The sequence below is a fragment of the Nocardia sp. NPDC057353 genome, from assembly GCF_042667085.1.
Lineage (GTDB): Bacteria > Actinomycetota > Actinomycetes > Mycobacteriales > Mycobacteriaceae > Nocardia.
The window spans coordinates 13,458-39,618 of the sequence record NZ_JBHVAK010000049.1 but is presented as its reverse complement, the minus strand read 5'-3'; the positions used below and the strand labels follow the sequence as shown (position 1 = coordinate 39,618).

The 26,161-nt window shown below is 69.4% G+C and carries 28 protein-coding genes, 1 tRNA gene and 1 pseudogene; 20 read left to right on the top strand and 10 right to left on the bottom strand.

What is annotated here, in order from left to right:
• Positions 1-41 precede the first annotated feature (41 nt).
• The 3 genes from ACFUUZ_RS23255 to ACFUUZ_RS23245 are packed head-to-tail and all read left to right on the top strand — an operon-like array spanning position 42 to position 2,977.
• The gene (locus ACFUUZ_RS23255) at positions 42-1,574 is read left to right on the top strand and encodes an acetyl-CoA acetyltransferase (protein WP_378699516.1); all 1,533 of its coding nucleotides are present in this window, start codon (positions 42-44) and stop codon (positions 1,572-1,574) included.
• The gene (locus ACFUUZ_RS23250; protein ID WP_378699514.1) at positions 1,571-2,335 is read left to right on the top strand and encodes a crotonase/enoyl-CoA hydratase family protein; all 765 of its coding nucleotides are present in this window, start codon (positions 1,571-1,573) and stop codon (positions 2,333-2,335) included. The genes ACFUUZ_RS23255 and ACFUUZ_RS23250 overlap by 4 nt, the downstream gene beginning before the upstream one ends.
• A 3-nt stretch (positions 2,336-2,338) precedes the next feature.
• On the top strand, positions 2,339-2,977 hold the full coding sequence (locus ACFUUZ_RS23245; protein WP_378699512.1) for a TetR/AcrR family transcriptional regulator: 639 nt from the start codon (positions 2,339-2,341) through the stop codon (positions 2,975-2,977).
• Here ACFUUZ_RS23245 and ACFUUZ_RS23240 read toward each other — a convergent pair whose 3' ends face one another.
• Entirely contained in the window at positions 2,978-3,754 is a 777-nt protein-coding gene (locus ACFUUZ_RS23240; protein WP_378699510.1) for an alpha/beta fold hydrolase, read from the bottom strand.
• Between the two features lie 53 nt (positions 3,755-3,807).
• Here ACFUUZ_RS23240 and ACFUUZ_RS23235 point away from each other — a divergent pair, with 53 nt between their 5' ends.
• From ACFUUZ_RS23235 to ACFUUZ_RS23220, 4 genes are all read left to right on the top strand, one after another.
• Positions 3,808-4,650, top strand: coding sequence for an oxygenase MpaB family protein (locus ACFUUZ_RS23235; RefSeq protein ID WP_378699508.1), 843 nt, complete (start codon positions 3,808-3,810; stop codon positions 4,648-4,650).
• Entirely contained in the window at positions 4,647-5,234 is a 588-nt protein-coding gene (locus tag ACFUUZ_RS23230; protein ID WP_378699506.1) for a TetR/AcrR family transcriptional regulator, read from the top strand. The genes ACFUUZ_RS23235 and ACFUUZ_RS23230 overlap by 4 nt, the downstream gene beginning before the upstream one ends.
• A 74-nt stretch (positions 5,235-5,308) precedes the next feature.
• On the top strand, positions 5,309-5,635 hold the full coding sequence (locus tag ACFUUZ_RS23225; protein ID WP_378699503.1) for a hypothetical protein: 327 nt from the start codon (positions 5,309-5,311) through the stop codon (positions 5,633-5,635).
• 68 nt (positions 5,636-5,703) lie between these two features.
• Positions 5,704-6,927: an acyl-CoA dehydrogenase family protein gene (locus ACFUUZ_RS23220; RefSeq protein WP_378699501.1), complete on the top strand. Its 1,224-nt coding sequence runs from the start codon at positions 5,704-5,706 to the stop codon at positions 6,925-6,927.
• On the opposite strand, the gene ACFUUZ_RS23215 is transcribed toward ACFUUZ_RS23220, so the two are convergent.
• Positions 6,917-7,405, bottom strand: coding sequence for a GAF domain-containing protein (locus ACFUUZ_RS23215; protein WP_378699499.1), 489 nt, complete (start codon positions 7,403-7,405; stop codon positions 6,917-6,919). The two genes, ACFUUZ_RS23220 and ACFUUZ_RS23215, sit on opposite strands and share 11 nt — an antisense overlap.
• A 98-nt stretch (positions 7,406-7,503) precedes the next feature.
• Here ACFUUZ_RS23215 and ACFUUZ_RS23210 point away from each other — a divergent pair, with 98 nt between their 5' ends.
• The 5 genes from ACFUUZ_RS23210 (at position 7,504) to ACFUUZ_RS23190 (ending at position 12,368) form a co-directional block, all read left to right on the top strand.
• Positions 7,504-8,895, top strand: coding sequence for a styrene monooxygenase/indole monooxygenase family protein (locus tag ACFUUZ_RS23210; RefSeq protein WP_378699497.1), 1,392 nt, complete (start codon positions 7,504-7,506; stop codon positions 8,893-8,895).
• Between the two features lie 103 nt (positions 8,896-8,998).
• Positions 8,999-10,111 (top strand): dimethylsulfone monooxygenase SfnG, encoded by a 1,113-nt coding sequence (gene sfnG / locus ACFUUZ_RS23205; protein WP_378699495.1) that lies wholly within the window; start codon positions 8,999-9,001, stop codon positions 10,109-10,111.
• The gene (locus tag ACFUUZ_RS23200) at positions 10,111-11,343 is read left to right on the top strand and encodes an SfnB family sulfur acquisition oxidoreductase (protein WP_378699493.1); all 1,233 of its coding nucleotides are present in this window, start codon (positions 10,111-10,113) and stop codon (positions 11,341-11,343) included. The genes sfnG and ACFUUZ_RS23200 overlap by 1 nt, the downstream gene beginning before the upstream one ends.
• Positions 11,344-11,362: 19 nt before the next feature.
• Entirely contained in the window at positions 11,363-11,878 is a 516-nt protein-coding gene (locus tag ACFUUZ_RS23195; protein ID WP_378699490.1) for an NADPH-dependent FMN reductase, read from the top strand.
• Positions 11,871-12,368, top strand: coding sequence for a flavin reductase family protein (locus ACFUUZ_RS23190; RefSeq protein ID WP_378699488.1), 498 nt, complete (start codon positions 11,871-11,873; stop codon positions 12,366-12,368). The genes ACFUUZ_RS23195 and ACFUUZ_RS23190 overlap by 8 nt, the downstream gene beginning before the upstream one ends.
• Here the strand turns inward: ACFUUZ_RS23190 and ACFUUZ_RS23185 are convergent.
• On the bottom strand, positions 12,365-12,658 hold the full coding sequence (locus tag ACFUUZ_RS23185; RefSeq protein WP_378699487.1) for a hypothetical protein: 294 nt from the start codon (positions 12,656-12,658) through the stop codon (positions 12,365-12,367). The two genes, ACFUUZ_RS23190 and ACFUUZ_RS23185, sit on opposite strands and share 4 nt — an antisense overlap.
• Before the next feature lie 124 nt (positions 12,659-12,782).
• Here ACFUUZ_RS23185 and ACFUUZ_RS23180 point away from each other — a divergent pair, with 124 nt between their 5' ends.
• The 3 genes from ACFUUZ_RS23180 to ACFUUZ_RS23170 all read left to right on the top strand — a co-directional run bounded on the left by ACFUUZ_RS23180 (position 12,783) and on the right by ACFUUZ_RS23170 (position 14,029).
• Positions 12,783-13,187, top strand: coding sequence for a VOC family protein (locus tag ACFUUZ_RS23180; RefSeq protein ID WP_378699485.1), 405 nt, complete (start codon positions 12,783-12,785; stop codon positions 13,185-13,187).
• Between the two features lie 5 nt (positions 13,188-13,192).
• Positions 13,193-13,618 carry a nitroreductase family deazaflavin-dependent oxidoreductase gene (locus ACFUUZ_RS23175; RefSeq protein WP_378699483.1) on the top strand — a complete coding sequence of 142 codons (426 nt, stop codon included), beginning with the start codon at positions 13,193-13,195 and terminating at the stop codon, positions 13,616-13,618.
• A 93-nt stretch (positions 13,619-13,711) separates the two neighbouring features.
• The gene (locus ACFUUZ_RS23170) at positions 13,712-14,029 is read left to right on the top strand and encodes a transposase (RefSeq protein WP_378699543.1); all 318 of its coding nucleotides are present in this window, start codon (positions 13,712-13,714) and stop codon (positions 14,027-14,029) included.
• A gap of 683 nt (positions 14,030-14,712) precedes the next feature.
• Here ACFUUZ_RS23170 and ACFUUZ_RS23165 read toward each other — a convergent pair.
• The 4 genes from ACFUUZ_RS23165 to ACFUUZ_RS23150 all read right to left on the bottom strand — a co-directional run bounded on the left by ACFUUZ_RS23165 (position 14,713) and on the right by ACFUUZ_RS23150 (position 18,226).
• The gene (locus ACFUUZ_RS23165; protein WP_378699481.1) at positions 14,713-15,369 is read right to left on the bottom strand and encodes an MAE_28990/MAE_18760 family HEPN-like nuclease; all 657 of its coding nucleotides are present in this window, start codon (positions 15,367-15,369) and stop codon (positions 14,713-14,715) included.
• Complete coding sequence (locus tag ACFUUZ_RS23160) at positions 15,366-16,484, bottom strand: DUF262 domain-containing protein (protein ID WP_378699479.1); 1,119 nt, start codon at positions 16,482-16,484, stop codon at positions 15,366-15,368. The genes ACFUUZ_RS23165 and ACFUUZ_RS23160 overlap by 4 nt, the downstream gene beginning before the upstream one ends.
• Before the next feature lie 157 nt (positions 16,485-16,641).
• Positions 16,642-16,715 (bottom strand) — tRNA-Gly (locus ACFUUZ_RS23155).
• An 827-nt stretch (positions 16,716-17,542) separates the two neighbouring features.
• A complete protein-coding gene (locus ACFUUZ_RS23150; RefSeq protein WP_378699477.1) occupies positions 17,543-18,226 on the bottom strand; it encodes a hypothetical protein in 684 nt (227 codons plus the stop codon).
• Positions 18,227-18,314: 88 nt separating this feature from the next.
• Here ACFUUZ_RS23150 and ribH point away from each other — a divergent pair, with 88 nt between their 5' ends.
• Positions 18,315-18,827, top strand: a complete 513-nt coding sequence (ribH, locus tag ACFUUZ_RS23145) for a 6,7-dimethyl-8-ribityllumazine synthase (protein ID WP_378699475.1) — start codon at positions 18,315-18,317, stop codon at positions 18,825-18,827.
• Here ribH and ACFUUZ_RS23140 read toward each other — a convergent pair.
• Complete coding sequence (locus ACFUUZ_RS23140; RefSeq protein ID WP_378699473.1) at positions 18,790-19,629, bottom strand: deoxyribonuclease IV; 840 nt, start codon at positions 19,627-19,629, stop codon at positions 18,790-18,792. The genes ribH and ACFUUZ_RS23140 overlap by 38 nt on opposite strands.
• Entirely contained in the window at positions 19,629-20,402 is a 774-nt protein-coding gene (locus ACFUUZ_RS23135; protein WP_378699471.1) for an SDR family NAD(P)-dependent oxidoreductase, read from the bottom strand. Before ACFUUZ_RS23135 ends, ACFUUZ_RS23140 begins: the two co-directional genes overlap by 1 nt.
• Before the next feature lie 128 nt (positions 20,403-20,530).
• On the opposite strand from ACFUUZ_RS23135, the gene dcd reads away from it, so the two are divergent.
• Positions 20,531-21,130, top strand: coding sequence for a dCTP deaminase (gene dcd, locus ACFUUZ_RS23130; RefSeq protein WP_378699469.1), 600 nt, complete (start codon positions 20,531-20,533; stop codon positions 21,128-21,130).
• On the opposite strand, the gene ACFUUZ_RS23125 is transcribed toward dcd, so the two are convergent.
• On the bottom strand, positions 21,127-21,585 hold the full coding sequence (locus ACFUUZ_RS23125) for a hypothetical protein (protein WP_378699468.1): 459 nt from the start codon (positions 21,583-21,585) through the stop codon (positions 21,127-21,129). The genes dcd and ACFUUZ_RS23125 overlap by 4 nt on opposite strands.
• Before the next feature lie 230 nt (positions 21,586-21,815).
• Between ACFUUZ_RS23125 and ACFUUZ_RS23120 the strand changes: the two genes are divergently transcribed.
• From ACFUUZ_RS23120 to ACFUUZ_RS23110, 3 genes and pseudogenes are all read left to right on the top strand, one after another.
• Positions 21,816-23,177, top strand: coding sequence for a helix-turn-helix domain-containing protein (locus ACFUUZ_RS23120; protein WP_378699466.1), 1,362 nt, complete (start codon positions 21,816-21,818; stop codon positions 23,175-23,177).
• An 87-nt stretch (positions 23,178-23,264) separates the two neighbouring features.
• Positions 23,265-24,512: a pyridoxal phosphate-dependent aminotransferase gene (locus ACFUUZ_RS23115; RefSeq protein WP_378699464.1), complete on the top strand. Its 1,248-nt coding sequence runs from the start codon at positions 23,265-23,267 to the stop codon at positions 24,510-24,512.
• Between the two features lie 313 nt (positions 24,513-24,825).
• Positions 24,826-26,079: pseudogene (locus ACFUUZ_RS23110) on the top strand (YibE/F family protein); the annotation flags it as partial.
• Between the last annotated feature and the right edge of the window lie 82 nt (positions 26,080-26,161).

Genomic DNA, 26,161 nt, shown 5'->3' with positions numbered 1-26,161 from the left:
ACCGTCACTGCTGACGGTTATTGCCGACGAGCGGAGGAACGATGCTGCCAGCCGGAGTGGATCCACGGACCCCGGTCCTCGTCGGAGCCGGACAGGTGGTGCACCGGGGCAGGGAGCCAGGGCTGCCCGGCCCGGCCGAGCTCGCCGCTGAGGCGCTGCGCCGGGCGGGCGCGGACAGCGGCACCGGCGACCGGCTGCTGCGCGCCGCGGACCTGGTCGCCGCGGTGGCGCCGGTGAGCAAGCCGTACGAGGACCTCGGCGCGCTCGCCGCCGCCGAACTCGGCGCCGCCCCGGCCCGCACCGTGCAGTCGGTGCGCTTCGGCGGCGACGCCCCGATCAAGCTGCTCGGCCGGGTCGCGCAGGCCGTCGCGGACGGAAAGGCCGAGGTCGCGCTGCTCACCGGCGCCGAGGCGGTGGCCGCCGGGATCACCGCGGCCCGCACCGGTACCACTCCGGGCTGGCCGGACGAGCCCGCGGGCGCGGCGCCGGACGAGGTGGTCGACACCGACCGCGGCCCCAACTCGGACATGGAGAACGCCGCGGGGCTCTGGGGCCCGGTGTACTTCTACGCGCTGATGGAGACCGCGCTGCGCGCCCGGCTCGGGCGCACCGAGGAGGCGCACCTGGCGCGGATCGGCGCGCTCTGGTCCCGCTTCTCCGAGGTCGCCGCGGGCAACCCCTTCGCCTGGCAGCCGGAGCCGCACGGCAGCGCCGACCTGATCACCCCGACCCCGGCGAACCGCCTGGTGGCGACGCCGTACCCGAAGCTGCTCACCGCCAACCTGACGGTCAACCAGGGCGCCGGGCTGATCGTGTGCAGCGCGGCCGCGGCGGACGCGGCGGGCGTGCCGCACGACCGCTGGGTCTTCCTGCACGGCGCCGCCACCGCCACCGACGAGTGGTTCGTCTCCGAGCGCGCCGACCTGGCCGCCTCGCCCGCCATCGCGGCGGCGGGCGGCGCCGCGCTGCGCAGCGCGGGCGTCGGCATCGACGACGTCGCGCACATCGACCTGTACTCCTGCTTCCCGATCGCGGTGCAGGCCGCCGCGGAGGCGCTCGGGCTGGCGCTGGACGACCCGGCGCGCCCGCTCACCCTGACCGGCGGGCTGACCTTCGCGGGCGGGCCAGGCAACAACTACACCACCCACTCGCTCGCCACCCTGGTCCAGGTGCTCCGCGCGCACCCCGGCGATTTCGGCCTCGCCACCGCGCTCGGCTGGTACATCACCAAGCACGGCGCCGCGGTGCTCTCCACCCGGCCGCCGGTGAACCCGTTCCGCGCCGAGGAGCCCGAGGTGCCCGCCGCCCGCCGGGCCACCGCGCCCGGCTACACCGGCCCGGCCACCGTCGAGTCGTACACCGTCGCCTACCGCAGGGGCAGCGGCCCCGACCGCGCCGACGAACCGGAAGCTGTCGTGATCAGCGCCCTGAACCCGGCCGGTGCCCGCATACTGGTGCGGGCCTCGGACGCGGAGACCATCGCGGCCTTCGCCGACGGCGATCCGCTCGGCGCCGCAATCGAGATCGCGGCCGCGGACCGGCTCACCCTGCTCACCGAAAGGACTCTCCGATGACCGACTCGCTCCTGGTCGAGCAGCGGGGTGCGATCACGCTGCTCACCGTGAACCGCCCCAGGGCCCGCAACGCCATCGACCTGGCGACCGCGCGCGCCGTCGAGGCCGCGGTGGACGAGTTCGAGGCCGACGACAGCGCCCGCGTCCTGGTCCTCACCGGCGCGGAGGGCACCTTCAGCGCGGGCATGGACCTGATCGCCGCCTCGAAGGGCGAGATGCCGATCACCGAGCAGCGCGGCCCGCTCGGCATCACCGCGAAGCCGCCGAGCAAGCCGATGATCTCCGCGGTCGAGGGGTACGCGCTGGCGGGCGGTTTCGAGCTGGCGCTCGCCGGTGACCTGATCGTCGCCGCGAGCAACGCGCGCTTCGGCATCCCCGAGGTCAAGCGCGGGCTGGTGGCCGCGGCGGGCGGCGTGCTCCGGCTGACCCAGCGGTTGCCGCGGCCGATCGTCGCCGAGCTGGCGCTCACCGGCGGGCAGATCTCCGCGCAGCGCCTGTACGACCTCGGGCTGGTGAACCGGGTGGTCGAGCCGGGCGAGACGCTGGCGGTCGCGCTGGAGCTGGCGGCCGAGATCGTGGCCGCGGCGCCGCTCTCGGTGGCGGCGAGCAAGCGGATCATCGACGAGTCCCCGGACTGGCCGAGCGCCGAGGCCTTCGCCAGGCAGGGCGAGATCGCGCTCCCCGCGCTGATCTCCAAAGACGCCGCCGAGGGCGCGATCGCCTTCGCCCAGAAGCGCGAGCCGGTCTGGCAGGGACGCTGACCCGTGCCCGGCCGGGTCCGCGAGACGCAGGAGCAGCGGCGCACCCGCATGCGGGCCCGGCTGCTCGACGCGACCGTGGCCAGCCTGGTCGAGGTGGGGTACGCCGGGACGACCACGCTCGAGGTGCAGAAGCGCGCCGAGGTGCCGCGCGGCACCCTGCAGCACCACTTCCCGACCAGGGCCGACCTGCTGGCGGGCGCGGTGGAGCACGTCGCGCTGCGCCGGATCGCCCAGCTGGAGGCGGAGTTCGACGCGCTCCCCGACGGCGAGGACCGGCTCGCCCGCGCGGTCGACATGACCGCGCGGATGCTCTCCGGCCCGGAGTTCATGGCCGCGCTGGAGATGTGGGTCGCCGCGCGCACCGACCCCGAGCTGCGCGCGGAGTTCCTGCCGCTGGAGGTCCGGCTCTTCGAGCAGATGCAGAGCCGGGTGCGCGAGGCGTTCCGCGCCGAGTTCCCGGACGACAGCCGGGTGCCGATCATCACCGAGTTCACCATCGAGATCGTCACCGGGCTCGCCATGCGGGCCATGCTCACCGGCGACCTCGCGGGCAACCGGAAGATCCAGCGCCGCTGGGACACCGCGGTCCGGGTGCTGCTCGGCGTCGCCGACCCGGCCGCGCTGGCCCCGCGCCGCGGCTGATCAGCGCTGGTCGAGCAGGACCCGCGCGCACCCGGCCGGGTCGTCGTAGAACGGCGTGTGCCCGCTGCCGGTGAGCGTGATGTGCCTGGCGTTCGGCAGCACCTTCCGCGCCCGCCTGCTCTGCGTGGCGTAGGTGAGCAGGATGTCGCGGTTGCCCCAGGCCACCGTCACCGGGATCTCGGCGAGCGCCCCGAGCTCGTGCAGCCGCGCGTGCTCGAAGGAGGCCAGTGCCTCCGGGAAGCCGGGCGCATCGACCGCCCCCTGCACGGTCGCCAGCGCGACCTCCGGCGTGACCCGCCACGGCTTGCCGAAGACCAGCTCCAGGAACACCGTGCGCCCCGCCGCAGTGCCGAGCAGCGCGGGCAGCCTCGGCCCGAGGACCCGCCCGAGCTCGCGGGCCCGGCCCAGCGACTGCTGACACCAGACCCGGCCTGGCCTGTCCCAGAACCCGATGGGGGAGAAGGCCGTCACCGAGCGGGCGAGGCCGCGGGCGGCGGCGTTCAGCGTGATCAGCCCGCCCATCGAGTTGCCGCCGAGGTGCGGCCGCTCCAGCCCCTCCGCCGCGATGAACTCGGCGAGCGCGTCGGTGAGCGAATCCACCGTGGTCGACGGCAGCGGCCCGCTGCCGCCGAAGCCGGGCAGGTCCACCGCGATGACCTCGAACGATCCGGCCAACCGGTCGAAGAGCGGCTCCCACACCTGCCAGCGGCTGCCGATGCCGTGCACCAGCACGAGCGGTTCGCCGGAGCCGATGCGGTGCTGGTTCAGCTTCACCATGGCTGAGACCCTAGCCCATTGCCGAGCAACAGATGGTCAATTACTGTTGCTCTATGTCTTCCGTAGATCAGGTTACGGTTCCGCTCGGCCCCGATTCGCTGACCTGGCAGTACTTCGGCGATTGGCGCACCTACCTGATGGCCCCGGCGGCCGGGATCATGCAGCTCATGCTGCCCGGCCTCGGCGCGGGGGTGACCCAGCACTCGAACTTCTTCACCGAGCCGTGGGAGCGCATCTTCCGCTCGGTGCCGCAGATCGCGGGCGTGGTCTACGACGGCCCGGAGGCGCTCGCCACCGCCGCCAAGGTGCGCGACTACCACCGCGACATCAAGGGCGTCGACCACAACGGCAGGCGCTACCACGCCCTCGATCCCGAGGTGTACCACTGGGCGCACGCCACCTTCCTGTGGGCCGCCATGATGACCGCGGACATCTTCGACCACCCGCTCACCGAGGCCGAGCAGCGCCGCTTCTACGCCGAGGGCAAGCAGTGGTACCGGCTCTACGGCGTCAGCGAGCGCCCGATGCCCGCGGACTGGGACGGCTTCCGCGCCTACTTCGACCGGGTCTGCACCGAGGAGCTGGAGGTCACCGAGGCGGCGGCCTGGGTGGTGGCGCAGCTGGACGACCCGGCCGAGATGCAGATCCCGTTCGTCCCCGACCTGGTCTGGCGGCTCTTCGGCAAGCGCTTCATGCGGGAGTACCGGGTGGTCGCGGCGGGCACCATGCCGCCGGCCGTACGCGAACGCCTCGGACTCCCGTGGGGGCCGCTGGAGCGCGCGCGCTTCGCCGCGCTGGTGCAGCTGGTGCGCCGGGTCTGGCCGCTGCTGCCGGAGCGGGTGCGCTACCAGCCGCGCGCACTGGCCGGGTTCGCCAGGGAGCGCGGGGCGGCGTGATCACCGCGCTGCTGGAGGAGCCCGGCACCGGGCAGGACCCGGTGACGGTGCGGATCCTGGACGCCGCGCTCGCCGAGCTCGGCGACTACGGGCTGCGCCGGGTCTCGGTGGAGGACATCCGGCGCCGCGCGAAGGTCAACCGCACCACCGTCTACCGCCGCTTCGGCACCAAGAACGAGCTCATCGCGGCGGCGCTGCAGCGCTGGATCCTCGGCGTGCTCACCGAGATCGCCGCCGCCGTCGCGGACCGCCCGACGGTGCGCGAGCGGCTGGTCGAGGGGTTCGTGCGCGCGGTGCTGCTGGTCCGCACCGACCCGCTGGTCGGCCGGTTGCTGCACAGCGAGCCGGAGACCTTCCTGCCGCACCTCACCACCGAGGGCGCCCCGATCCTCGCCGCCTGCCGGGAGTTCCTGGCCGCCCAGTGCCGCGCGCTGCAGCCCGACTTCGAGGCCGACGCCGCCGCGGAGATCGCGCTGCGGCTGGCGCAGTCCGTCGTGCTCACCCCGGACGGCTGGTTCGACCTGCGCGACGAGGCCGCGCTGCGCGCCTTCGCCGACCGCTACCTGGGCCCGCTCACCCGGTGAACCGGGGGCTGGTGCCGGAGGCCGCGGGTACGGCATGATCCGCAGCGAATGCACACGCAGAGGGAAGGATTCGGGTGCGGAAAACCCTGATCGTCGCGGTACTGATCGCGCTGCCGGTACTCGCGGGCTGCGGCGGCGAGGAGGCGGCGCCGGAGCTGAGCGCCGCCGACATCTCGAAGTCGCTGCAGGAGAAGGGGCTGAGCGACGCCGCGCTGGCCGACTGCGCCGCGAAGGTCTTCGTCGACGCCGGGATCTCGCAGGCCGGGCTGCGCACGCTGATCAGCGATGACCAGGCCGCCGTGCAGGCCGACCCGGAGAACATGGGGATGAGCCCGGAGGACGCCGCCAAGTCCCGCGAGGCGCGCGGCAAGATCGGCACCGAGTGCGTGGTCACGCGCTGAGAAACGGATTCCGATCCGCCTGAACGCAACGGGTGAGGCGGTGGCCGGGCTCGGTCATCGTTGGCTGCATGACCTCCACCCAGTCGCAGCAGACGACAGACGCCGAACTCGACCGGATCTTCCAGCCGATCTTCGCGCGGATCGCCGACGGCGCGGTCGAGCGCGAAGTGGACCGCAGGCTCGCCTACGACGAGGTGGCCCAGCTGCGCGCCGCCCGCTTCGGCGCGCTGCGGGCGCCGGTGGAGTCCGGCGGCTACGGCGCGAGCGTGCGGCAGCTCTTCCGGCTGCTCATCGACCTGGCCGCGGCGGAGTCGAACCTGCCGCAGGCGCTGCGGGTGCACTTCGTCTTCGTCGAGGACCAGCTGCTCGCCGAGCCGGGGCCGGTGCGGGACGAGTGGCTGCGCAGGGTCGGCGAGGGGACGCTGGTCGGCAACGCCATCACCGAGCCCGGCGTCGGCGCGGTGGATCGGTATCGGACCCGGCTCACCAAGCGCGGTGCCGACTGGGTGCTGGACGGCACCAAGTACTACAGCACCGGCTCGCTCTACGCCGACCACATCCTGGTCGCCGCCGACCGGGACGGCGAGCGGCTCGGCATCCTGGTCGACGCGAACGCCGACGGGGTCAGGCAACACGACGACTGGGACGGCTTCGGGCAGCGGCTCACCGCCAGCGGCACCACCGAGTTCACCGGCGTCGTCGTGCCGGAGGACCGGATCCTCGGCCCCGGCTACGGCAACCCCGGCGCCACCTACTCCACCGGCTACCTGCAGCTCTTCCAGCTCGCGGTGCTGGCCGGGATCGCCGCGCGCGCCGAGCGCGACACCCGCGAGTGGGTCGCGCGGCGCACCCGCGGCTACACCCACTCCGCGGGCGACCTGCCGCGCCACGACCCGCTGGTCCAGCAGGTGATCGGCAGGCTCTCCGCCGCCGCCTACACCGCGCGCGCCACCGTCCTCGCCGTCGCCGACGAGCTGGACCGCGTGCTCGCGGCGGGCGCCACCGACGAGCAGGACCTGGTCGCCGTCGAGCTCGCCGCCGCGCAGGCCCAGCTCGGCGTGATCGAGACCGTGCTGCCCGCCACCTCGCTGCTCTTCGAGGTCGGCGGCGCCTCGATCACCTCGGAGAAGCTGCGGCTGGACCGGCACTGGCGCAATGCCCGCACCATCTCGGTGCACAACCCGGCCATCCAGAAGGCGCGCGCCATCGGCGACCACCTGCTGAACGGCACCGAGCTGCCCTTCGCCTGGAGCGCGGGCGAGCGGAAACCCACGAGCGACCTCACGCGCTGAGCGAGGCGACGAAAACCGCCGCCAGCCCCTCCAGCCCGGCCCGGTCGACCTCGTCGAACCGGCCGGGCTTCGGGCTGTCCAGGTCCAGCACCCCCACCACCTCTCCGCCGCGGCGCAGCGGGATCACGATCTCCGACCGGCTGTCCGCGTCGCAGGCGATGTGCCCGGGGAAGGCGTGCACATCCGGCACCACCTGCGTCTCTCCGGTGGCCGCCGCGGTCCCGCACACCCCGCGCCCCCACGCGATCCGCACGCACGCGGGCTTTCCCTGAAATGGTCCGACGACCAGTTCACTACCCTGTGTGAAATAGAAACCGGCCCAATTCAAATCCGGCAGGGCGTGGAATATCAATGCCGCCAGATTCGCGGAATTGGCTACTCGGTCGGTTTCTCCGGCGAGCAGCGATTCGGCCTGTTTTCGCAGCTGGCGGTACTGTTCGGCCCGGTCGCCGGTGAGTTCGGTGCTTTCGAACGACATACCGCCGATGGTAAAGCTACTACCCGGCAATAGCCGGAATCCATTCTCCCTGATCGCAATACTCCAGCCCCGTCCGCGCCGCCCGCACCATTCCGGGTATGACATCGACTACCTCCTCCACCCCCGGCACCCGCAGCGCGGCGATCGTGGGCGCCGGGCAGACCGGTGTCACGGCGGCACTCGGCCTGCTCGACGCCGGGTTCGACGTGACTCTCTACAGCGACAAGGACCAGCGCGCGCTGCGCGACGACGTCCCGGCCACCGGCACCGCGCTGGAGTTCGGCGAGGTGCAGCAGGCCGAGTCCGCGCTCGGGCTGGACAGCTACACCGGCCGCGCGCCGAGGCACACCGGGCTCAGCGTGCGGATCGCCGGTCCGGGCCCGGAGCGCCCCGAACTCATCGGCTTCGACGGCACCTTCGACGGCTACGTCGGCGTCGCCGTCGACACCAGGCTCAAGGCCGACGAGCGGCTCACCGAATTCCGCCGCAGGGGCGGGAACTTCGTGGTCGAGGCGGTGACCCGGGAGACGCTGGACGGCATCGCGGGCAGGCACGACCTCACCCTGGTCGCCACCGGCAAGGCCGGGCTCGTCGACCTCTTCCCGGTGGACAGCGCCCGCACCGTCTACGACGAGCCGCAGCGCACCCTGCTCGCGCTCACCGTAGGCGGGCTCGGCGCGGGCCGCGACGTCTTCGCGCACCGCAGCCCGGCGGGCGGCGCGCACAGCCTGTTCTCCATCGTCGCCGACCAGGGCGAGGCCTGGTGGGGGCCCTACCTGCACAAGGACGTCGGCTGGACCTGGGCCTTCATCGGCTGGGCGCGCCCTGGCAGCGACTGGGAGCAGCGCTTCGCCGCCGCCGACTCCGCCGAGTCCGCGCACGCGATCGTGCAGCAGCTCTACCGCGACTACCTGGAGTGGGACCTGCCCGAGGTGCTCGCCACCAGGCACCTCACCGAGGATCCGCACTCCTGGCTCAAGGGGGCCGTGCGTCCGGTGGTCCGCGAGGGCGTCGGGCACACCGCGAGCGGCCACCCGGTCGGCGCGCTCGGCGACACCGCGGTCGCGCACGACCCGGTCGCCGGGCAGGGCGCGCAGGGCGGGCTGGTGCAGGCGCAGCGGCTGGTCGCCGCCGCGGCCGTGCACGACGGGCCGTTCGACGCCGCCTGGCTGGGCGCGCGGTACGCGGACTTCCTCGCCTACCGCGCCGAGGCCGCCGCCAAGGTCACCCGGCTCTTCCTCAGCGACCCCGAGTTCGGCGAGATCGGCAATGCCTTCTTCGCCGCCGCCGCGGTCCACCCGAAGTTCGCCTCCGCGCTGGTCGGGCTGCTGCACCGGCCGCAGCCGTTCGCCGAGATCGACTCGGCCGACGACGCCGTCGCCTACATCTCCCGGATCACCGGCGAGGACGCGGGCGAGCTGCTCGCGAAGTTCGCCCCGGCGGGCCGTTTCGCGCGGTCCGAGTACCAGGCGGACCTGACTCCGGCCTGACGTTTTCCGGCACCGGCGATCGGATCGCGGGGATTCAAAACCTCGGTTGAACCGGTCGCCGGTGCTGACATGGAGAAAGACCCCGGACACAGGGAGCACACGTATGACCACCGAGAAGATCGCCGAGCAGGTCCGGTTCGCCTACTGGGTACCCAACGTCAGCGGGGGGCTGGTGACCAGCGACATCGAACAGCGCACCAGCTGGGATTTCGAGTACAACAAGAAGCTGGCGCAGACCGCGGAGAACAACGGCTTCGACTACGCGCTCTCCCAGGTGCGCTACACCGCCTCCTACGGCGCCGAGTTCCAGCACGAATCGACCTCGTTCAGCCTCGCGCTGCTCGGCGCCACCGAGCGGCTGAAGGTGATCGCCGCCGTGCACCCCGGGCTCTGGCACCCGGCGGTGCTGGCCAAGTTCGGCGCCACCGCCGACCACCTCTCCAACGGCCGGTTCGCCATCAACGTGGTCTCCGGCTGGTTCGCGGGCGAGTTCAAGGCGCTCGGCGAGCCGTGGCTGGAGCACGACGAGCGGTACCGCCGCAGCGCCGAGTTCCTCGAGGTGATCCGCAAGATCTGGACCGAGGACGAGGTGAACTACGGCGGCGATTTCTACCGCATCCGCGACTTCACGCTCAAGCCCAAGCCGCTGAACACCCCGGAGCGCCCCAACCCCGAGCTCTTCCAGGGCGGCAACTCCAGCGCGGCCCGCCGCAACGGCGGCTACTACGCCGACTGGTACTTCTCCAACGGCAAGGACTTCGACGGCGTCACCGAGCAGCTCACCGACGTGCGCGGGCACGCCCGCGAGCGCAACCGCGAGGTGAACTTCGGCCTGAACGGCTTCATCATCGCCCGCGACACCGAGAAGGAGGCGCGCGAGACGCTGCGCGAGATCATCGCCAAGGCGAACAAGCCCGCCGTCGAGGGCTTCCGGGACGCCGTGCAGCAGGCGGGCGCCGCCACCGGCGACCGCAAGGGCATGTGGGCCGACTCCACCTTCGAGGACCTGGTCCAGTACAACGACGGCTTCCGCACCCAGCTCATCGGCACCCCGGAGCAGGTCGCGGAGCGCATCGTCGCCTACAAGAAGCTCGGCGTCGACCTCATCCTCGGCGGCTTCCTGCACTTCCAGGAGGAGATCGAGTACTTCGGCGCGCACGTGCTCCCGCTGGTGCGCGAGCTGGAGGCCGCCGAGCAGCCGGTGGCGGTGAGCTGATGACCGCGGTCGCCGCCGACCGGATCGGCTCGGCGGAGTGGGCGTTCGCGGTCGCCGCCGAGCTGGCGGCGGAGTTCGGCCCCGGCGCGGCGGGCCGGGACCGGGAGCGCACCCTTCCGCACGCCGAGATCGCTCGGTTGGCGGCCAGCGGGCTGCTCGCCGTCACCGTCCCCGCCGAGCTGGGCGGCGCCGACCTGCCGCCGAGCGCGGTGGCCGAGGTGGTGCGGGTGCTCGCCACCGCCGACCCGAACATCGCGCAGATCCCGCACAGCCACTTCGTCTACGTGAACCTGCTCAAGCTGGCGGGCTCCCCGCGGCAGCGCATCCGCTACCTGGGCGCGGTGCTCGAAGGCGCCGTGCTCGCCAATGCGCAGGCCGAGCGGAGCAGCAGCACCAGCGCGCGGATCTGTACGACGCTGCGCCCCGCGCCCGGCGGCTTCCGGGTGGACGGCACCAAGTTCTACTGCACCGGCTCGCTCTTCGCCGACATCATCGCGGTGCTCACCCGGCTGGACGACCCGGCGGGCAGCACCGGGCTGCCGGACGGCGAGTACGTCGCCTTCCTCCCGGCGAACACCCCCGGCCTGCACGTCCTGGACGACTGGGACGCGCTCGGCCAGCGCACCACCGGCAGCGGCACCGTCGAGTTCGACGGCGTCGCGGTGGAACTCGACCAGGTGGTCGCGCGGGCCGACGCGGTCAATGCCCCCACCGGCTACGGCGCCTTCGCCCAGCTGCTGCACGCCGCCATCGACGCCGGGATCGCGCGCGGCGCGCTGGACGCCGCCGCCCGCTTCGTCCGCACCGCCAGCCGCCCCTGGTTCGAGGCCGGGGTCGACCGGGCCGCCGACGACCCGCTGCTCATCCAGCGCTTCGGCGAGCTCACCGTCGAGGTGGTCGCCGCCGAGGCGGCGCTGGCCGCCGCGGGCGCCGCCGTCGACCGGGCCACCGGGCACACCCCGGCGCCGGGCAGCACCGACGCGGAGGCGTCCGGGCGCGCCTCGCTGGCCGTCGCCGCGGCCAAGGTGCTCACCGACCGCGCCGCGAACGAGGTCGCCGCCGCCGTCTTCGAGGTGGGCGGGACCCGCAGCGCGGGCGTCGCCACCGACCTCGACCACTTCTGGCGCAATGCGCGCACGCACACCCTGCACGACCCCGTGCGGTGGAAGTATCAGCACATCGGCCGCGCCCTGCTGCAGGGCACGCCGCCACCGCTGCACGGCGTCATCTGAACGTGCGGAAGGAGAGGACATGACCGTCACCGTCGTGGTCGGCAACCCCAAGCCGGCCTCGCGCACCCTGACCGCCGCGGTCCTGCTGGCCAGAGGTTTACGGCCGGGCGAGGAGCCCGCCGTGATCGACCTGGTCGAGTTCGGCGCGGGGCTGCTCGGCTGGGGTGATCCCGCGGTCACCGCGGCCAAGGAGCAGACCGCGGGCTCCGACCTGGTGATCTTCGCCAGCCCGACCTTCAAGGCCACCTACACCGGGCTGCTCAAGCTCTTCCTGGAGCAGTTCGACGGCGGCACCGGCCTGGCCGGGGTGGTCGCGGTCCCGCTCATGCTCGGCGCGGGGCCCGCCCACGCGCTCGCCCCGGACCTGCTGCTCAAGCCGGTCCTGACCGAGATCGGCGCGACCACCGCGCTACCCGGGCTCTACCTCGCCGACCGCACCTTCGCCGAGGACGGAGTCCTGACCGCATATACCGAGCGCTGGCGACCGGTGGTCGACGCGCTCACCCCTGGTACGGGAGTGACGAATCATGCATGACCTCTTCGAGTTCCCCGCCGACGGCTCCGGCCTGCGCCGCGCCTTCGCCAACTTCCCCAGCGGGGTGGTCGCGGTCGCCGCCGAGATCGACGGCACGCCGTACGGCCTCGCGGTGAGCACCTTCGTCCCGGTCTCGCTGGACCCGCCGCTGGTCTCCTTCTGCGTGCAGAACTCCAGCTCAACCTGGCCGCTGCTGACCAAGGCGGGCCACCTCGGGTTGAGCCTGCTCGGCACCGACCAGCAGGCCGCGGCGCGCGCTCTCGGTACTCGCGACGGCGACCGCTTCCACGGCTCCGAGCTGCACCGAGGCACCGGCGAGTCGATCTTCATCGACGGTGCATCGGCCTGGATCGAAGGGGTGCCGGAGGTGGAGGTGCCCGCGGGCGACCACAGCGTGGTCATCCTGCGGATCCACCGCATCGCCACCCGCGCCGACATCGAGCCCCTGGTCTTCCAGGGCAGCAAGTTCCGCAGGCTGCTCGCGAGTTAGCGGCAGACGCCCGCGGCGGCGATCCCCTCGCGGGGGTTGATGCCATCCAGGATGGTGCACGGGGTGCCGTCGGCGACCGGCACGAAGGCGATCGACAGCATGCGCGCATTGCCGCACTGCACGGTCGCGGGCCGGTAGCCGGTGGCCGCCTGACCCGCGTCGTAGGTGTAGCCCTGCGACTCGCACGCCGCCGTCGCGGCCTGCACGTACGCGTCGATCACCGGGTCCGCCGCGGCGTTCCCTGCCCCCGCCACGGTCAGCGCCGCGGCCGCGGCCGTTCCCACCAGCATCGCGATTTTCCTCATGGGCGGAAATAGTAAGCGGTCGAGCGCTTTTCACACGAATCCCGGTGTTGCCGGAACCGGTCAGGAATCGAGAAGCGCAGGTAGGCGCCGCGCTCGTAGCGTCGACGCCATGGAACTCAGCATCGACCAGACCTTCCTCCCGCACACCGACCCCGACGCCGCGCTCAGCTTCTACCGCGACGCCCTCGGCTTCGAGGTCCGCGCCGACATCGGCAGCGGCGCCATGCGCTGGATCACCGTCGCCCCGCCCGGCGCCACCTCCATCGTGCTCTACCCCGTCGACGGCGACCCCGACCTCGCCGCCGACGAGCGCGCCGCCATCGCCGCCATGATGACCAAGGGCACCTACGCCCGCATCCACCTCGCCGCCCCCGACCTCGCCGCGGTCTTCGACCGGGTCCAGGCCGCCGGCGCCGACGTCGTCCAGGAGCCCACCGACCAGCCATGGGGCATCCGCGACTGCGCCTTCCGCGACCCCGCGGGCAACCTCGTCCGCATCAACCAGAAGGGCTGAACCCCATGTCCCTCTCGCTCTGGTTCCAGCGCAAGATGAACGCCCGCACCGCCACCCGCATCCGCCGCAAGGGCGGCTCCATGATGGGCATGGAGGTCCTCATCCTGCACACCGTCGGCCGCAAATCCGGCGCACCCCGCGAAACCCCCCTCAGCTGGTTCGCCGACGGCGCGGATCGCCTGGTCATCGCCTCCGGCGGCGGCGACCGCAACCCGGATTGGTACGCCAACTTGCGCGCCAACCCCTCGCAGGTCGCCGTAGAACTTCACGGCGAACCGGTCACCCCGGTCGTCGCCACCCGGCTCGACGGTGCCGATCGGGAGCAGGCGTGGGCGCGGATCGTCGAGGCACAGCCGCGGTACGCCAAGTACCAGAAGAAGTCGGACCGCCAGTACCCCTTGGTCCGCCTCTCCCATCATGACAATGTGTAATGAGGGATGATTGAGACCGCGTCTCACGTCGTAGATCGTCCGCCCGGCGTGGGCATGTAATGAGTAGTGGTGCATGATGTCTGGTCGTGGTCGATGCGTTGTCACAGCGATTTGGTGCCGGACGGGTTCTGGGCGCTGGTCGAGCCGTTGCTGCCGAGGTTCGAGGCCCGCGCCCAGGGTGCCGGGACCGCGCCGGTCGATGAGCGAGCGTTGTTCACCGCGGCCGTGTTAGTGCTGACTAGCGAGTGTGCGTGGCGGATGCTGCCGGTGAGCCATCGGTGCGCTGTAGGAACCGAGACTCCAAACGACGGCGCTGGCGAAGCTCAACCGGCCCACATGAGACACGATCTAATGTTTACCTGCACTGATAGTAGCTTCTGGCATCGACGAATGCAGCGTCTAATCCGGTAGTGAAAATGTTCAGTGGATTGTGTACGCAGAAATTGTTGTCCAAGCGCCGCATTGATACGTGCGAGTGTAAATCGTCTGCTGTGGAGCCAGTCCTGGACATTATGCGTCGAAGATCGGGTGTTGCGAGCAGACTGCTGCTAATGCGCAAACTTGTCGAGGCGCGCCAACTCGGTTATCGGCGTCATAGGACTCGCACTGACGCTATGACCGTGCAGCCGCCTTCCCGCGGGACTAGTGTTGATCGTGGGACTCCTCGGATCGAACCGTGTCCACAATTTGCGCACGCAGTTGAAGAATCAACCAACTGATGCGCTAGGCATCTTAGAAAAGTAGGGCGGCATGGAATTCGGCCGTGTTCATCGCCGACAGCGACTGCTAGAACATCCGTGACTACCCAACGCCCCGGATATGCTGCGAATTGAGCTACCAATCGGAAAGCAAGAATATTGCCTCCCGCCGGTTGGTCCAAGCCCGAGCGGGCACGTTTCCGGGCGGACGATTCGGAAGGTCTGGCGTGCATGCGGGCTGCGCGCGATAGTACAGCGGTTGCGACGACCGAGGGTCGGCGGCGCACGAAACTCGCCTACGCAACCTGAATTCGATCCGACGCCGCTCTTTGAGGCTGCGCACGACCTACAGATAGTACCTGGGAATGGTAGCGCTAATAGAAAGAGAAGGACCTGCTAGGCCTTCCAGGCATAGTAAGTCTGCTCAACCGCCGCGTTCAAAATCTGGGTTGCTATATCGTCCATCATCCAAAGCACATGGTGCGACAAGTCATCCCATTCGGTCCTCTTGATAAAACTATACTCACCGTGTGCAATTCTATTGCGGGCAGCTACCAATTGCTCGTTTATCAAGTCTTCATATTCGTTGTATCTCTCTGAGTCGCATCCTACCGAAGTGAGTATCTCTACTAGGACCGGAAAAGAGAGGTTGGATTCTGTCCGGACTGCATCGCTATGAGTGGGTATGTTTGCGCGATCCGTTGCTCGTTCGCGAATCAAGCGCACTATTTCGGCGTGGAGGCTCGTCTTCTTGGCGCGGGCTGCACTAGTCATTGTACCCCTGATGGCCAACGCTGCCAGTTCAGGACGGAGTTGCTGCATAGTAAGTCTTCGTGTGGCGAGAAATCCCAAGTACGACGTGCAAGTGTTTTTTACGAAGCCTTCCCAGTGGCCATATAGAAGAGCGACTGATGATCTGAGGAGAGCTTTTTGGAATTCGGCACTAACCTTGTCGATTTGAGAAGTAAATAGTACTATCTCGCGCCTTCGCCACGCCAAGTCATCGTATATGAGGTCATACAAAGCTTCGACGGTGGAAGCTTTGCCGGTCATATCTTGAAGTAGCTCCGAGCTTCGGGAAGGGTCTTAGCGAGTCGCGTGGAAGGCCGAATTCCACCCCGGGATCCAGCCCTGAAATTGTCATTTGACCACCATTGTTGGATGTGTGCTTGCACAGCCCCAGGTCGGCGGCCTTCGCGTCTCTCCCACTTGTCGATATTTTCTCCGATTCCAATAGAAATCGTTTCGAACGCTGAGACTGAGAAGGCGCCAAGAAAGCGGCCTCGATCATATTTTTTGAACGAGTCTTCACCCAAGGTGTCCCTTAGTAGCGTGAAGGTTCTCTTGAAGCGAGAAGCCTCGTCGCCACGATCAAAGCCATGCGAGTCGATGGTTTCGAATATTTTGTCTGATAGAAAAGTATCAAGATTCTCGATTCCGCGCAGTTCGGCTTCTCCCGATCGTAAAAGCGCGAAGAATCGACATACCAATTCCATGTCGTACGCTTCTTGAAGGAGGCGGTCTGTGATCGGGATGGTGTCTTTGAATTCTTCGCTAGTGCGCAGACCTTCAAGCCATTTGTAGAGTGAAGCGTCCCGCATCAGTAGTTGAGTATTCCTGATCTCTTGGGCTGATAGAGGACTTCCTCCGGTATTGAGTCTATCGAAAAGCTCAAACTTAGAGTTCTCGTTACTTTCTGGGAGGAGGATCTTCACATCTAGTTTTGCTCGTTTAAGGGCGAGACGCTGGCCGGGTGTGAACGAGTGTGAGGCATTAGCTGTGTCTTCTTCGTACGCCATGCCCTTTAAGGAAGGTAAGTATTTGGTTCCGACGAGCACGCTTGGGGGGTCCAGTTCTTTAGTGGACTCGTTGCGTAGCTCTCCCATAAACTCCAAGATTGTGCTAATTCGTTGGAGGCCATCGATTACCTCCCAAATCCCGTCGTCGCGCTGCATCACGAAGATCGAAGGAACGGGTATCCCAAGTAATAAACTCTCGATCAACCGGGCTTTTTGGGAAATATCCCATCGGAAAAGACGTTGGAATTCGGGCCTGATGACGATCTCGGAGTTTCGATACAAGTTGGCCACTTCGCCTACAGACATGGCCAAGGCGTCGGAACGGATCGTTTGGCGCGCGGCTTCGATCTGATCCTGCAGCGATGTCAACCGAACTCCTAGGTAAGGGTAGTTGAGGTTCTGATGCTTCCATTATGCCGAAATACGCCTTGAGCGTAGCGGTAGGAAGCTCGCCTCCGGATTCTGCTAAATCCCGGTTAGCTCTGCCAGTCTATGGTTGCATCGCTGCCATATGCCATCAGGGCGGTGGAGCCGATGACGGGAATCGAACCCGCGCCATCTGCTTGGGAAGCAGAAGTTCTACCATTGAACTACATCGGCGTGCGCCCGAAGCGCGGTTGCCAGCGTAGCAGATCTGCCCCCCAACGATGCAAATCCCCCGGTTGTGTTGATGGGGTGATCCCGTCCTTGAGCGCGATCGCCGAGGGCGGTTCAGGCGCCCGGCGTGTCGTCTGTGCTGGACCGATGTCGGGGAAGGCCCCGCCGCGAAACGCTGCGCTGATGGTGACGCCGCTGATGATCGTGGCTACCTACGTAGGCGTGCTGTACTGGAGCCGATCCGTGTACTGCACCACCGATTTCGCCGATGCGGTCGCGCGCGCCCGCCCGTGCTGAGCGCGAGTTCGGTCGTCGCGTGAGCGCGCCGTGTGGCTTCCGTGTCGCGATGAATCAGCGGCGCCCGGGCACGGTCCGAGCCGTTGGCGACGGCCTGAACTGCACCGCCACGCGATGTGGGTTTGCGGCGCCCCGCCCACGGTGATTACATCGCCACCCGGCACCACGGCGCGGTTCAGCACGAACCAGTTCCACTAGACCTGGCATCTGCTGCCCGACCCGTATGGGGCCCCGCTCCACCAGGCCAGGCCAGGCACGGTCGTACTGATCGACCGCCCTTCCAGCCAGCCAGTTTGCTCGGGTCGCGCGCGGGTTGGCGATTTCGCTGTCCGGGATCTACGGCGGTGTGCAGCCTTCCGGCGCAGGAAGGTCGGGCAGCGGTGGGTCATCGCCCACGCGGTCCTGTTCTTCGTGCTGATGATCTGGATCTGCGTCGACCTGAAAGCCATCAATCTGCTCCTGCCCGGCTGGCCCGCGCTGATCTTCCTATTCGCGGTCAGCGGCTCCACCTCCCGATGGGTCGAGTACGCCCCTCAGCGGGCCTGCCCCTCGGACGGGCAGCTCCAGCGTGGCGCGTCGGGGCCGATGACGCATCCCCCGAGCACGATCTCCCCCCGTTCGGCGCGCGCGAGCGCTTCCCGGGACGGGCGGCCGTACAGGATCGGCGTCATGGGCGCACCGCAGTGCGGGCACGGCGGCCCGCTGACCTCCGTCACGGCCTCCGACGGCGGCCCCGCCAGCAGGTCGAGGGAGAGCGAGGCGATGTCGAAGACCTCCCCGGGCTGCGGGACGTCGAGGTAGAACCACGCGGTGTTGTCCGCTACCCGGTATCCGTGGGCTCGGATGCGAGCCTCCCCCCGCCGCCCCCGCATCTCCGCGAGCCGCACGGAGAAGAGCCGGATCCCTGGTAGCGGTGCGCCGAGCGGTGGGTGCGGCGTCGCAATCCCGGCCTCGGCCACCTCCGGCTCCGCGTGGAACACCGGCCACTCCCGGAAGTGCGCGACGACCTCCAGCGGGACGGTCGCGATCGCATAGAGATGCAGCGGCCCGTCGCCGAGGTTTTCGACACCGATCGAAAACTCGATAGACCCGTCCTGGACGCAATAGGAATCGGCGAATACGCGGAACTCTGCTCCCGAGATCAGCTCCAGTACTTCCAGGTCGAGCTCGAACGCCGGAGCGCCACCCGGCCACTCCTCCGGCTCGGTCAGTGTCATCCCCATCGCTCCCCCTTCATCCCCGACTCGCTCCCGCCCGGTTGATCACATGATCGGCCGAGGACCGACAGGCCCATCGTCGTTGAAGGTGCTGCACTCTGCCGGCGAATATCGTGGGACGGTGCGAATAGCTGCCGACACCTCCGAACTGCCAACGGTGAACGGCGCGAGAGTGGCCGTGGTGCAGTCCAAGTGGTACCGGGACCAGGTGGACCGGATGGCGGACGCCTGCCGCGTGACATTGCGTGCGGCGGGCTGCGTGGAACCAACGACACATATCGTGCCGGGCGCGCTGGAGATGCCGCTGGCCGTGACGCTGCTCCTGCGAAGCGACCCGACCCTCGATGCGGTGATCTGCCTCGGCGCGGTCATGAAGGGCGACACCTACCACTTCGAAATGGTGGTCGACGCCTGCGGCCGCGGTCTCGCGGAGGTAGCCCGCGAATATCTGACGCCGGTGATCAACGAGGTGCTGCCGATCACCGACCTCGCCGACCTGGACAAACGGTCCCAGCCGGACGGTTTCAACAAAGGAGTCGAGGCGGCCGCCGCGGCGGTCGAGTTCATCGCGTGGCGCCGCGCGCTGCCCGCAGCTCCTTGAGCAGCCCGACCCCGGCCCCCGCCTCCGGCGTCTCCACCAGCATCGGCACCTTCCGCAGCACCGGCGACCCGAACAACCCCGGCAGCGGCGCGGTCCCGAGCACTCCGGTCCCGAGCGACGCATGCCGATCTCGTTTCGACCCCCGCACATCCTGACTGTCGTTGACGTGCAACAGATCCAACCGCCCGACATCCCTGGCCAGCTCGCGCAGCACCTTGGTCAACCGGGACGGCGTGGAGAGATTCTCCCCGGCCGCATGCAGATGGCACGTATCAAGGCACAGCCCGACCCGTTCGTCACCCAGCGCCGCGAAGTACTCGACGGTGCTCGCACTGTCGGATGCCAGCGCGGCCCCACCACCCGCGGTGGGTTCGATGAGCAACCGCGGCCCGGCAGGCGCGGCGTCGAGCAGCGGCCCGAGCACGTCGGGGAGCCGCCGCAAGGCTTCGTCCCGGAAATCCGGGGTGATGGACGACCCGGCATGCAGGATCACACCGAGCGCCCCGACAACAGCGGCTCGTCGTAGACATTCGGCAAGCGCAGCAACCGAATTGGCCAGCACAACGGAATCGGGCGACCCGACATTCAGCAGGTACGGCGCGTGGATGTACACCGAAACCCCGACCTCACCGCAGTAGTCCCGAAAAGCGGAAGCATCCGCCACGTCGAGCGCAGGCGCCTTCCACCCCCGCGGATTCCCGGAGAAGAACTGAACGACCTCCGCCCCGATCTCCCGGGTCTCCCGCACCCCGGTCTTCATCAGCCCCCCGGAAACCCGGATGGCCGCACCGATCGGCGCCATCAGAAAACGCTGTACCCGCCGTCGATGAGCAGCGTGTCAGCGGTGTGGAACGCACTCGCGGGACTCGCCAGGTACACCGCCACGGACTCGAAATCCTGCGTGGTACCCCACCGCCCGACCGGAACCCGCGGCTGCACCCGCTCCCGGAACCGATCCCAGGCGAAGATCCCCTCGGTCATCGGCGTCTCCACCCACCCGGGCAGCACCGAGTTGGCCCGCACCCCGTGCCGCGACAATTCGACGGCGATCGAGTTCATCATGGCGATCAGCCCCGCCTTCGAAGCGGCGTACGACTGCCCGCGCGCTGGCCCCTGCCGAGCGGCGAGGCTCGCGGTCCCGACCAGGCTCCCGCCGTCCCCCTGGGCGACGATCACCTTGGCGGCCTCCCGCAGCGTGACGAAGGCGGCATCCAGATTGATCGAGGTCACCGACCGGAAGTCGGCCAGGCTGGTCTCCAGGAACGGACTGCTGGTCTGCGGAACGCCTGCGTTCACGAAGCAGGAGTCGATCCGCCCGAGCTCGGCCGCGGCCCGCCCGATGGTGTCGACGACCTGCTGCTCCTCGCCGACGTCACAGGCCAGCGCGAGCACCTCCCCGCCGAACCCGCGCAGCTCCGCGGCGGCGGCCTCGTTGCGCTCGACATTGCGCCCGATCACGCAGACCGCGGCGCCCGCACGGGCCAGGCCGCGGGCGAACCCGAGCCCGATCCCGGAGTTGCCGCCGGTGATCACGGCCACGTGGCCGCTCAGGTCGAACGGGTTCGAGTCGGTCATCGGCACAACCTCCGGTCGCTGGCGAATACCGGCGGGACGGGCGCGCCGGTGAACAGGTGCGAGGATATCTGCCTCGTCATCGCACCCGGGGCGAGCCGCCCGGATCGGCCGGGCGATACGCTCACCCGGTGCTGCTCTCCGATCGTGACCTGCGCGCCGAGATCGCCGCCTGCCGGCTCGGCGTCGAGCCGCTGCTGGAGAACGCCATCCAGCCGTCGAGCATCGATATCCGCCTGGACCGGCTCTTCCGGGTCTTCGACAACTCCCGCTACACCCACATCGACCCGGCGAGGCAGCAGGACGAGCTGACCAGCCTGGTCGAGCCCGCGGAGGGCGAGCCCTTCGTGCTGCACCCCGGCGAGTTCGTGCTCGGCTCCACGCTCGAGGTGTGCTCGCTCCCCGACGACCTGGCGGGCCGCCTGGAGGGCAAGTCCAGCCTGGGCAGGCTGGGCCTGCTCACGCACTCCACCGCGGGCTTCATCGACCCCGGCTTCAGCGGGCACATCACGCTGGAGCTCTCCAATGTGGCGAACCTGCCGATCACGCTCTGGCCGGGCATGAAGATCGGCCAACTCTGCCTCTTCCGGCTGAGCAGCCCGGCCGAGCACCCGTACGGCAGCGCGGCCGCGGGCTCCAAGTACCAGGGCCAGCGCGGCCCGACGCCGTCCCGCTCCTACCTGAACTTCCCGCTCCCGCCCGCCGTCGTCGAGGCCACCGAGGGCCGCTAGGCGGTCGCGGCCAGCGCGGTGCGCAGCACGGTGGAGAGCGCGGGCAACGCCACCTCCCGCTCCGGCGGGATCACCCAGTGGCACCCCTCCCTGGTCCACCGCCCGAACCCGGTGGGCAGCATGACCGCGCTGCCGACCCCGGGCAGCCCGATGTCGTTGCGGCCGAGCGATTCCAGCACCCGCGGCCCCGGCGCGATATCCGGCTCGGCCAGGAAGCTCCAGCGGATCTGCCTGGCCAGCACGGGACCCCTCGACCCGTGCCGATCCAGCGCGGCCCGCACCCGGTGCGCGCGCACGGCGGGGACGTGCACCACCCCGATCCGGCCGCCGATCGGCAGCATGAGGTACCCGCCGCGTTCGACCACCGGGAGCCCGTACGCTTCGCGGTAGTAGGTCACCCAGTCGTGCACGGTGACCGGTTCGTCGACGCCCATGGCCGCCTCCTCGCCTGCCATGCGTCCCAGAATGGCGCGGCGCGCGCACCCCGGGCAGCGCACCCGCGCCAGCGCACCGCTGCCCCTCCGCTGCCCCACCGGCACTGCCACTGATAGCGATTGCGAATTCCCTGTGGCCGCACCCACAAACCGCCCGTACCCTGGGATGGAGAGTTCGTGCGGGAAGGGATGGCATCGTGGTCCGGCACTGGTCAGGAAGAGAGGCCCGGGCCCTTCGCGATGCCAAGCGCATGAGTATCCGGGAGTTCGCCGCCCATCTCGGCGTGCACGAGCGCCTGGTGTCGAAGTGGGAGGCCGGCGGCGCCCGGGTCCGCCCACGGCCGATCAATCAGGCCGCGCTGGATACCTCCCTCGCCAGGTCCGACGATGTCGTGCGGGCGCGTTTCGCGGCGCTGATCGAGCACTCGCGGGAGGAACGCCCGTCCGTTCCCACGGCGAAGGCCGACGATCAGCAGCCCGACGATCAGCAGCGTGCTCGCGCCGGAGCGCGCATCGGGTATTCCAGCGACGCCGAGCTGCTCGCGCTGATAGACGCGGGCGCACTGAGAGGCGATGCGCTGACTGTGGTTTCGGAGAGGGATCTGATCATGGCTGCTGCCCACGAGGCCAGCGAACACGCGGGCCGGGCCGAGACCACGAACGTGGGCCCGACCACGCTGGAACAGCTCGACGCCGACGTCGCGCGCATCGCCAACGACTACGTGCACGTGCCGCCGGTGCCGATGGCGGTCGAGATGATGCGGGTGCGCCGCCGGGTCTACCGCTTGCTGGAGGGGCGCCAGCAGCCCGCCGACACCGACCACCTCTACCTGCTCGCGGGCATCCTCTCCGGCCTGCTCGCCAATGCCAGCACCGACCTCGGGCACTACGACGCGGCGGGCGACCAGGTGCGCGCCGCCTGGGCCTACGGCGAGCTGTGCAGGCACAACGGCCTGCGCGCCTGGACCCGCGGCATGCACGCGCTGGTCGAGTACTGGTCGGACCGGCCGCGCCGCGGCGTCGAGCTCGCCCGCAGCGGCCTCGACTACGCGGATTCGCCGACCGCGCGGGTGCGGCTGCTGAACATCGAGGCGCGGATCTGGTCCCGCCTGGGCAGCGCGGACGACGTCGAGCGCTGCATCCGGGCCGCCGAGGAGGCCAAGGCGGGCGCGGGCACCGACCTGCTGCACGACGAGATCGGCGGCGTCTTCGGCTTCGGCGCGGCCAAGGCGCAGTACTACGCGGGCGCCACCCTCATCGATCTCGGCCGCGCCGACCCGGCGCTGGCCGCCACCGAGCAGGCCATCGAGCTGTACGCGAACGGGCCGTCGCACCAGCGCTCCTACGGCGCCGAATCGCTGGCCCGGGTCGACAATGCCACCGCGCACCTGGTGAACGGCAGCCTGGACGGCGCCGCCGAGGCGCTGCAGCCGGTGCTCGCGCTCGCCGAGGACAAGCGGATCAAGCAGCTGCAGGAGCGGCTCGGCGGGGTCCGCCGCCGGATCGCCGCGCCGCACTTCCGGGACGCCGCCGAGGCGCGCGAGCTGGACGAGCGGATCGAGGAGTTCTGCGCGAGCACCGCCGTCCGCGGCATCGCGGGAGGCCAGGGCTGACCTGCGAGGAGTCCAGTCCGGCGAAACAGGACCCTTTCGCTACCGGAGGGTAGCCGGGCCGGATATCCGGTTGCGGATGGTGGCACCATGGGACGGGTGAGCCCCAGTCATCCCGCCCCCCGTGTGCTCGAGCAGTCCACGAAGCTGCAGAACGTCGTCTACGAGATCCGTGGACCGGTGAACGCGCAGGCGGCACGGCTGGAGGCCGAGGGGCACCGCATCCTCAAGCTCAATATCGGCAACCCGGCGCCGTTCGGCTTCGAGGCCCCCGACGTGATCATGCGCGACATCATCGCCGCGCTGCCGAACGCGCAGGGGTACTCCGAGTCGAAGGGGATACTGCCCGCCCGCCGCGCCATCGTCACCAGGTACGAGCTGGTCCCCGGCTTCCCCGAGCTCGACGTCGACCACGTCTACCTGGGCAACGGCGTCTCCGAGCTGATCACCATCACCATGCAGGCGCTGCTCGACAACGGCGACGAGGTCCTCATCCCGGCGCCGGACTACCCGCTCTGGACCGCCATGACCAGTCTGGCGGGCGGCACCCCGGTGCACTACCTCTGCGACGAGGCGAACGGCTGGCAGCCGGATATCGCCGACATCGAGGCCAAGATCACCGACCGCACCAAGGCGCTGCTGGTGATCAACCCGAACAACCCGACCGGCGCCGTCTACTCGGCCGAGGTGCTGCAGCAGCTCGCCGACGTGGCCCGCAGGCACCAGCTGCTGCTGCTCGCCGACGAGATCTACGACAAGATCCTGTACGACGACGCCAAGCACATCTCGCTCGCCACCATGGCGCCCGACCTGCTCTGTCTCACCTTCAACGGCCTCTCCAAGGCGTACCGGGTGGCCGGGTACCGCTCCGGCTGGCTCGCCATCACCGGCCCCAAGGAGCACGCCGCCGGTTTCCTGGAGGGCATCGACCTGCTCGCCTCGTCCCGGCTGTGCCCGAATGTGCCCGCGCAGCACGCCATCCAGGTGGCGCTCGGCGGGCACCAGAGCATCGAGGACCTGATCCTGCCCGGCGGCCGGCTGTTGGAGCAGCGCGACGTCGCGTGGGAGCGGCTCAACATGATCCCCGGCGTCTCCTGCGTGAAGCCCAAGGGCGCGCTCTACGCCTTCCCTCGCCTCGACCCCGAGGTGCACGAGATCCACGACGACCAGAAACTCGTGCTCGACCTGCTGCTGCAGGAGAAGATCCTGATGGTCCAGGGCACCGGCTTCAACTGGCCGCACCACGACCACCTGCGCATCGTCACGCTCCCGTGGGCCCGCGACCTGGCCGTCGCGATCGAGCGCTTCGGCAACTTCCTGTCCTCGTACAGGCAGTAAATCCCCTGTTTGGCCCGGGTGAAACAAACTCCACGTATGGATAAAAGCGAGTTTTGAAGACTGACTAGCGCAAAACGAGGACGTTTGTGTACAGTGGGCCTCGGCACTTCGAGTGCCCGGTCGGATTGTCTACCCCCCCTGGACAATCCGGCCTTCGGGTCCGGCCGCCTACCCCCCTGGGCCGCCGGCTCGCGGGCGGCGGAGACATCCCCCTGCTCTCCGCCGCCCCTTCCCGAATTCCCTTTCCCGCCGCTCTCGCGGTACCCCTCCCGCAGGTCGCGGACATGACAACCACATCCTTTAAGCTCGCCCGGTGAGCGATCATCACCACCACCATCACGGCCACTCCGGCCCCATCGCGATCGGCGCGACCGCCGCCAGGGTGGTCGTCGGCCTGCTCGCCGCGATCGGCATCCTGGTGGTGGCGGGTGCGGTGCTGCTGTGGCCGAGCAAGCAGCACGTCGAGATCCCGCTGCCCATGCAGAACGCGGGCGGCGGCGCGGTGGAGACCGAGGCCGGGACGGTGGTCCAGCAGGACATCGGGCCCTGCGGCAGCCCCTCGATCGGCAAGGTCCTCGTCGACGCCCCCGAACCGCCGCGGACCAATGCCTACGAATGCCAGCGTTCGCTGATCAGCATCGACTCCGGGGTGCACCAGGGGAATCGCACGCTCTTCGAGATCGCACCCGGGCCCGGGCAGCCGGACCTGCGGGTCGGCGACAAGATCCGGATCGTCCGGCAGACGGACCCGTCGGGCACGCCGATGTACTCCTTCGACGACTACGCGCGCGGGATGCCGCTGACGATCATCGCGCTGGCGTTCGTGGTGGTGGTGATCGTGGTCGCGCGCTGGCGCGGGCTGCGTGCGCTGCTCGGCCTCGGCTTCGCCTTCGGCGTGCTGGTGGTCTTCATGCTGCCAGCGCTGTTGGACGGGAAGCCGGCCATTCCGGTTGCGCTGGTGGCGGGTTCGCTCATTTTGTATTCCGTGCTGTACCTCGCTCACGGGGTGAATCTACGTACCAGTTCAGCGTTGCTCGGCACGCTCACCTCGATGGTGGTGGCGGCGGTGCTGTCCTGGGTCACCATCAAAATGACCCGGATCACCGGGCTCTCCGAAGAGCAGAACACCAACGTCGCCACCTATTTGGAGCACGTCAGCATCACCGGGCTGCTGCTGGCCGGGTTCATCATCGGCTCGCTCGGCGTGCTCAACGACGTGACCATTACTCAGGCCGCGGCTGCCTTCGAAATGGCGGCGCTGGACGAGAAGGCGACGCGGCGGGAGATCTTCGCCGCCGCCATGCGGGTCGGGCGGGATCACATCGCCAGCACCGTCTACACGCTGGTGCTCGCCTACGCCGGTGGGGCATTGCCGCTGCTGCTGTTGTTCAGCGTTGCCGGGCGTTCGTTCAAGGATGTGCTGGTCGGGGATGCGGTGGCGATCGAGATCGCGCGGTCCGCGGTCGGTGGTATTGCTTTGGCGCTGTCTGTGCCGCTGACCACGATCATCGCCACGTTGCTGGCGCGGCCGTTCGGGGGGAAGAAGGAGCCGGTCCGCGCGGCTCGGCGGCCGGTCGATGCGAAGAAGCCTGCACGGGCCGGTTCGCGGACGCCCGGGCAGGGGACGGAGCGGGTCCGGCGGTCGGCCG

Coding starts and splice junctions, on each gene's coding strand:
- ACFUUZ_RS23255 (WP_378699516.1), top strand. CDS start 42: ATGCTGCCAGCCGGAGTGGATCCACGGACCCCGGTCCTCGTCGGAGCC.
- ACFUUZ_RS23250 (WP_378699514.1), top strand. CDS start 1,571: ATGACCGACTCGCTCCTGGTCGAGCAGCGGGGTGCGATCACGCTGCTC.
- ACFUUZ_RS23240 (WP_378699510.1), bottom strand. CDS start 3,754: ATGGTGAAGCTGAACCAGCACCGCATCGGCTCCGGCGAACCGCTCGTG.
- ACFUUZ_RS23235 (WP_378699508.1), top strand. CDS start 3,808: ATGTCTTCCGTAGATCAGGTTACGGTTCCGCTCGGCCCCGATTCGCTG.
- ACFUUZ_RS23220 (WP_378699501.1), top strand. CDS start 5,704: ATGACCTCCACCCAGTCGCAGCAGACGACAGACGCCGAACTCGACCGG.
- ACFUUZ_RS23215 (WP_378699499.1), bottom strand. CDS start 7,405: ATGTCGTTCGAAAGCACCGAACTCACCGGCGACCGGGCCGAACAGTAC.
- ACFUUZ_RS23210 (WP_378699497.1), top strand. CDS start 7,504: ATGACATCGACTACCTCCTCCACCCCCGGCACCCGCAGCGCGGCGATC.
- sfnG (WP_378699495.1), top strand. CDS start 8,999: ATGACCACCGAGAAGATCGCCGAGCAGGTCCGGTTCGCCTACTGGGTA.
- ACFUUZ_RS23200 (WP_378699493.1), top strand. CDS start 10,111: ATGACCGCGGTCGCCGCCGACCGGATCGGCTCGGCGGAGTGGGCGTTC.
- ACFUUZ_RS23195 (WP_378699490.1), top strand. CDS start 11,363: ATGACCGTCACCGTCGTGGTCGGCAACCCCAAGCCGGCCTCGCGCACC.
- ACFUUZ_RS23190 (WP_378699488.1), top strand. CDS start 11,871: ATGCATGACCTCTTCGAGTTCCCCGCCGACGGCTCCGGCCTGCGCCGC.
- ACFUUZ_RS23185 (WP_378699487.1), bottom strand. CDS start 12,658: ATGCTGGTGGGAACGGCCGCGGCCGCGGCGCTGACCGTGGCGGGGGCA.
- ACFUUZ_RS23180 (WP_378699485.1), top strand. CDS start 12,783: ATGGAACTCAGCATCGACCAGACCTTCCTCCCGCACACCGACCCCGAC.
- ACFUUZ_RS23175 (WP_378699483.1), top strand. CDS start 13,193: ATGTCCCTCTCGCTCTGGTTCCAGCGCAAGATGAACGCCCGCACCGCC.
- ACFUUZ_RS23170 (WP_378699543.1), top strand. CDS start 13,712: ATGCGTTGTCACAGCGATTTGGTGCCGGACGGGTTCTGGGCGCTGGTC.
- ACFUUZ_RS23165 (WP_378699481.1), bottom strand. CDS start 15,369: ATGACCGGCAAAGCTTCCACCGTCGAAGCTTTGTATGACCTCATATAC.
- ACFUUZ_RS23150 (WP_378699477.1), bottom strand. CDS start 18,226: ATGACACTGACCGAGCCGGAGGAGTGGCCGGGTGGCGCTCCGGCGTTC.
- ACFUUZ_RS23140 (WP_378699473.1), bottom strand. CDS start 19,629: ATGGCGCCGATCGGTGCGGCCATCCGGGTTTCCGGGGGGCTGATGAAG.
- ACFUUZ_RS23135 (WP_378699471.1), bottom strand. CDS start 20,402: ATGACCGACTCGAACCCGTTCGACCTGAGCGGCCACGTGGCCGTGATC.
- ACFUUZ_RS23125 (WP_378699468.1), bottom strand. CDS start 21,585: ATGGCAGGCGAGGAGGCGGCCATGGGCGTCGACGAACCGGTCACCGTG.
- ACFUUZ_RS23120 (WP_378699466.1), top strand. CDS start 21,816: ATGAGTATCCGGGAGTTCGCCGCCCATCTCGGCGTGCACGAGCGCCTG.
- ACFUUZ_RS23115 (WP_378699464.1), top strand. CDS start 23,265: ATGGGACGGGTGAGCCCCAGTCATCCCGCCCCCCGTGTGCTCGAGCAG.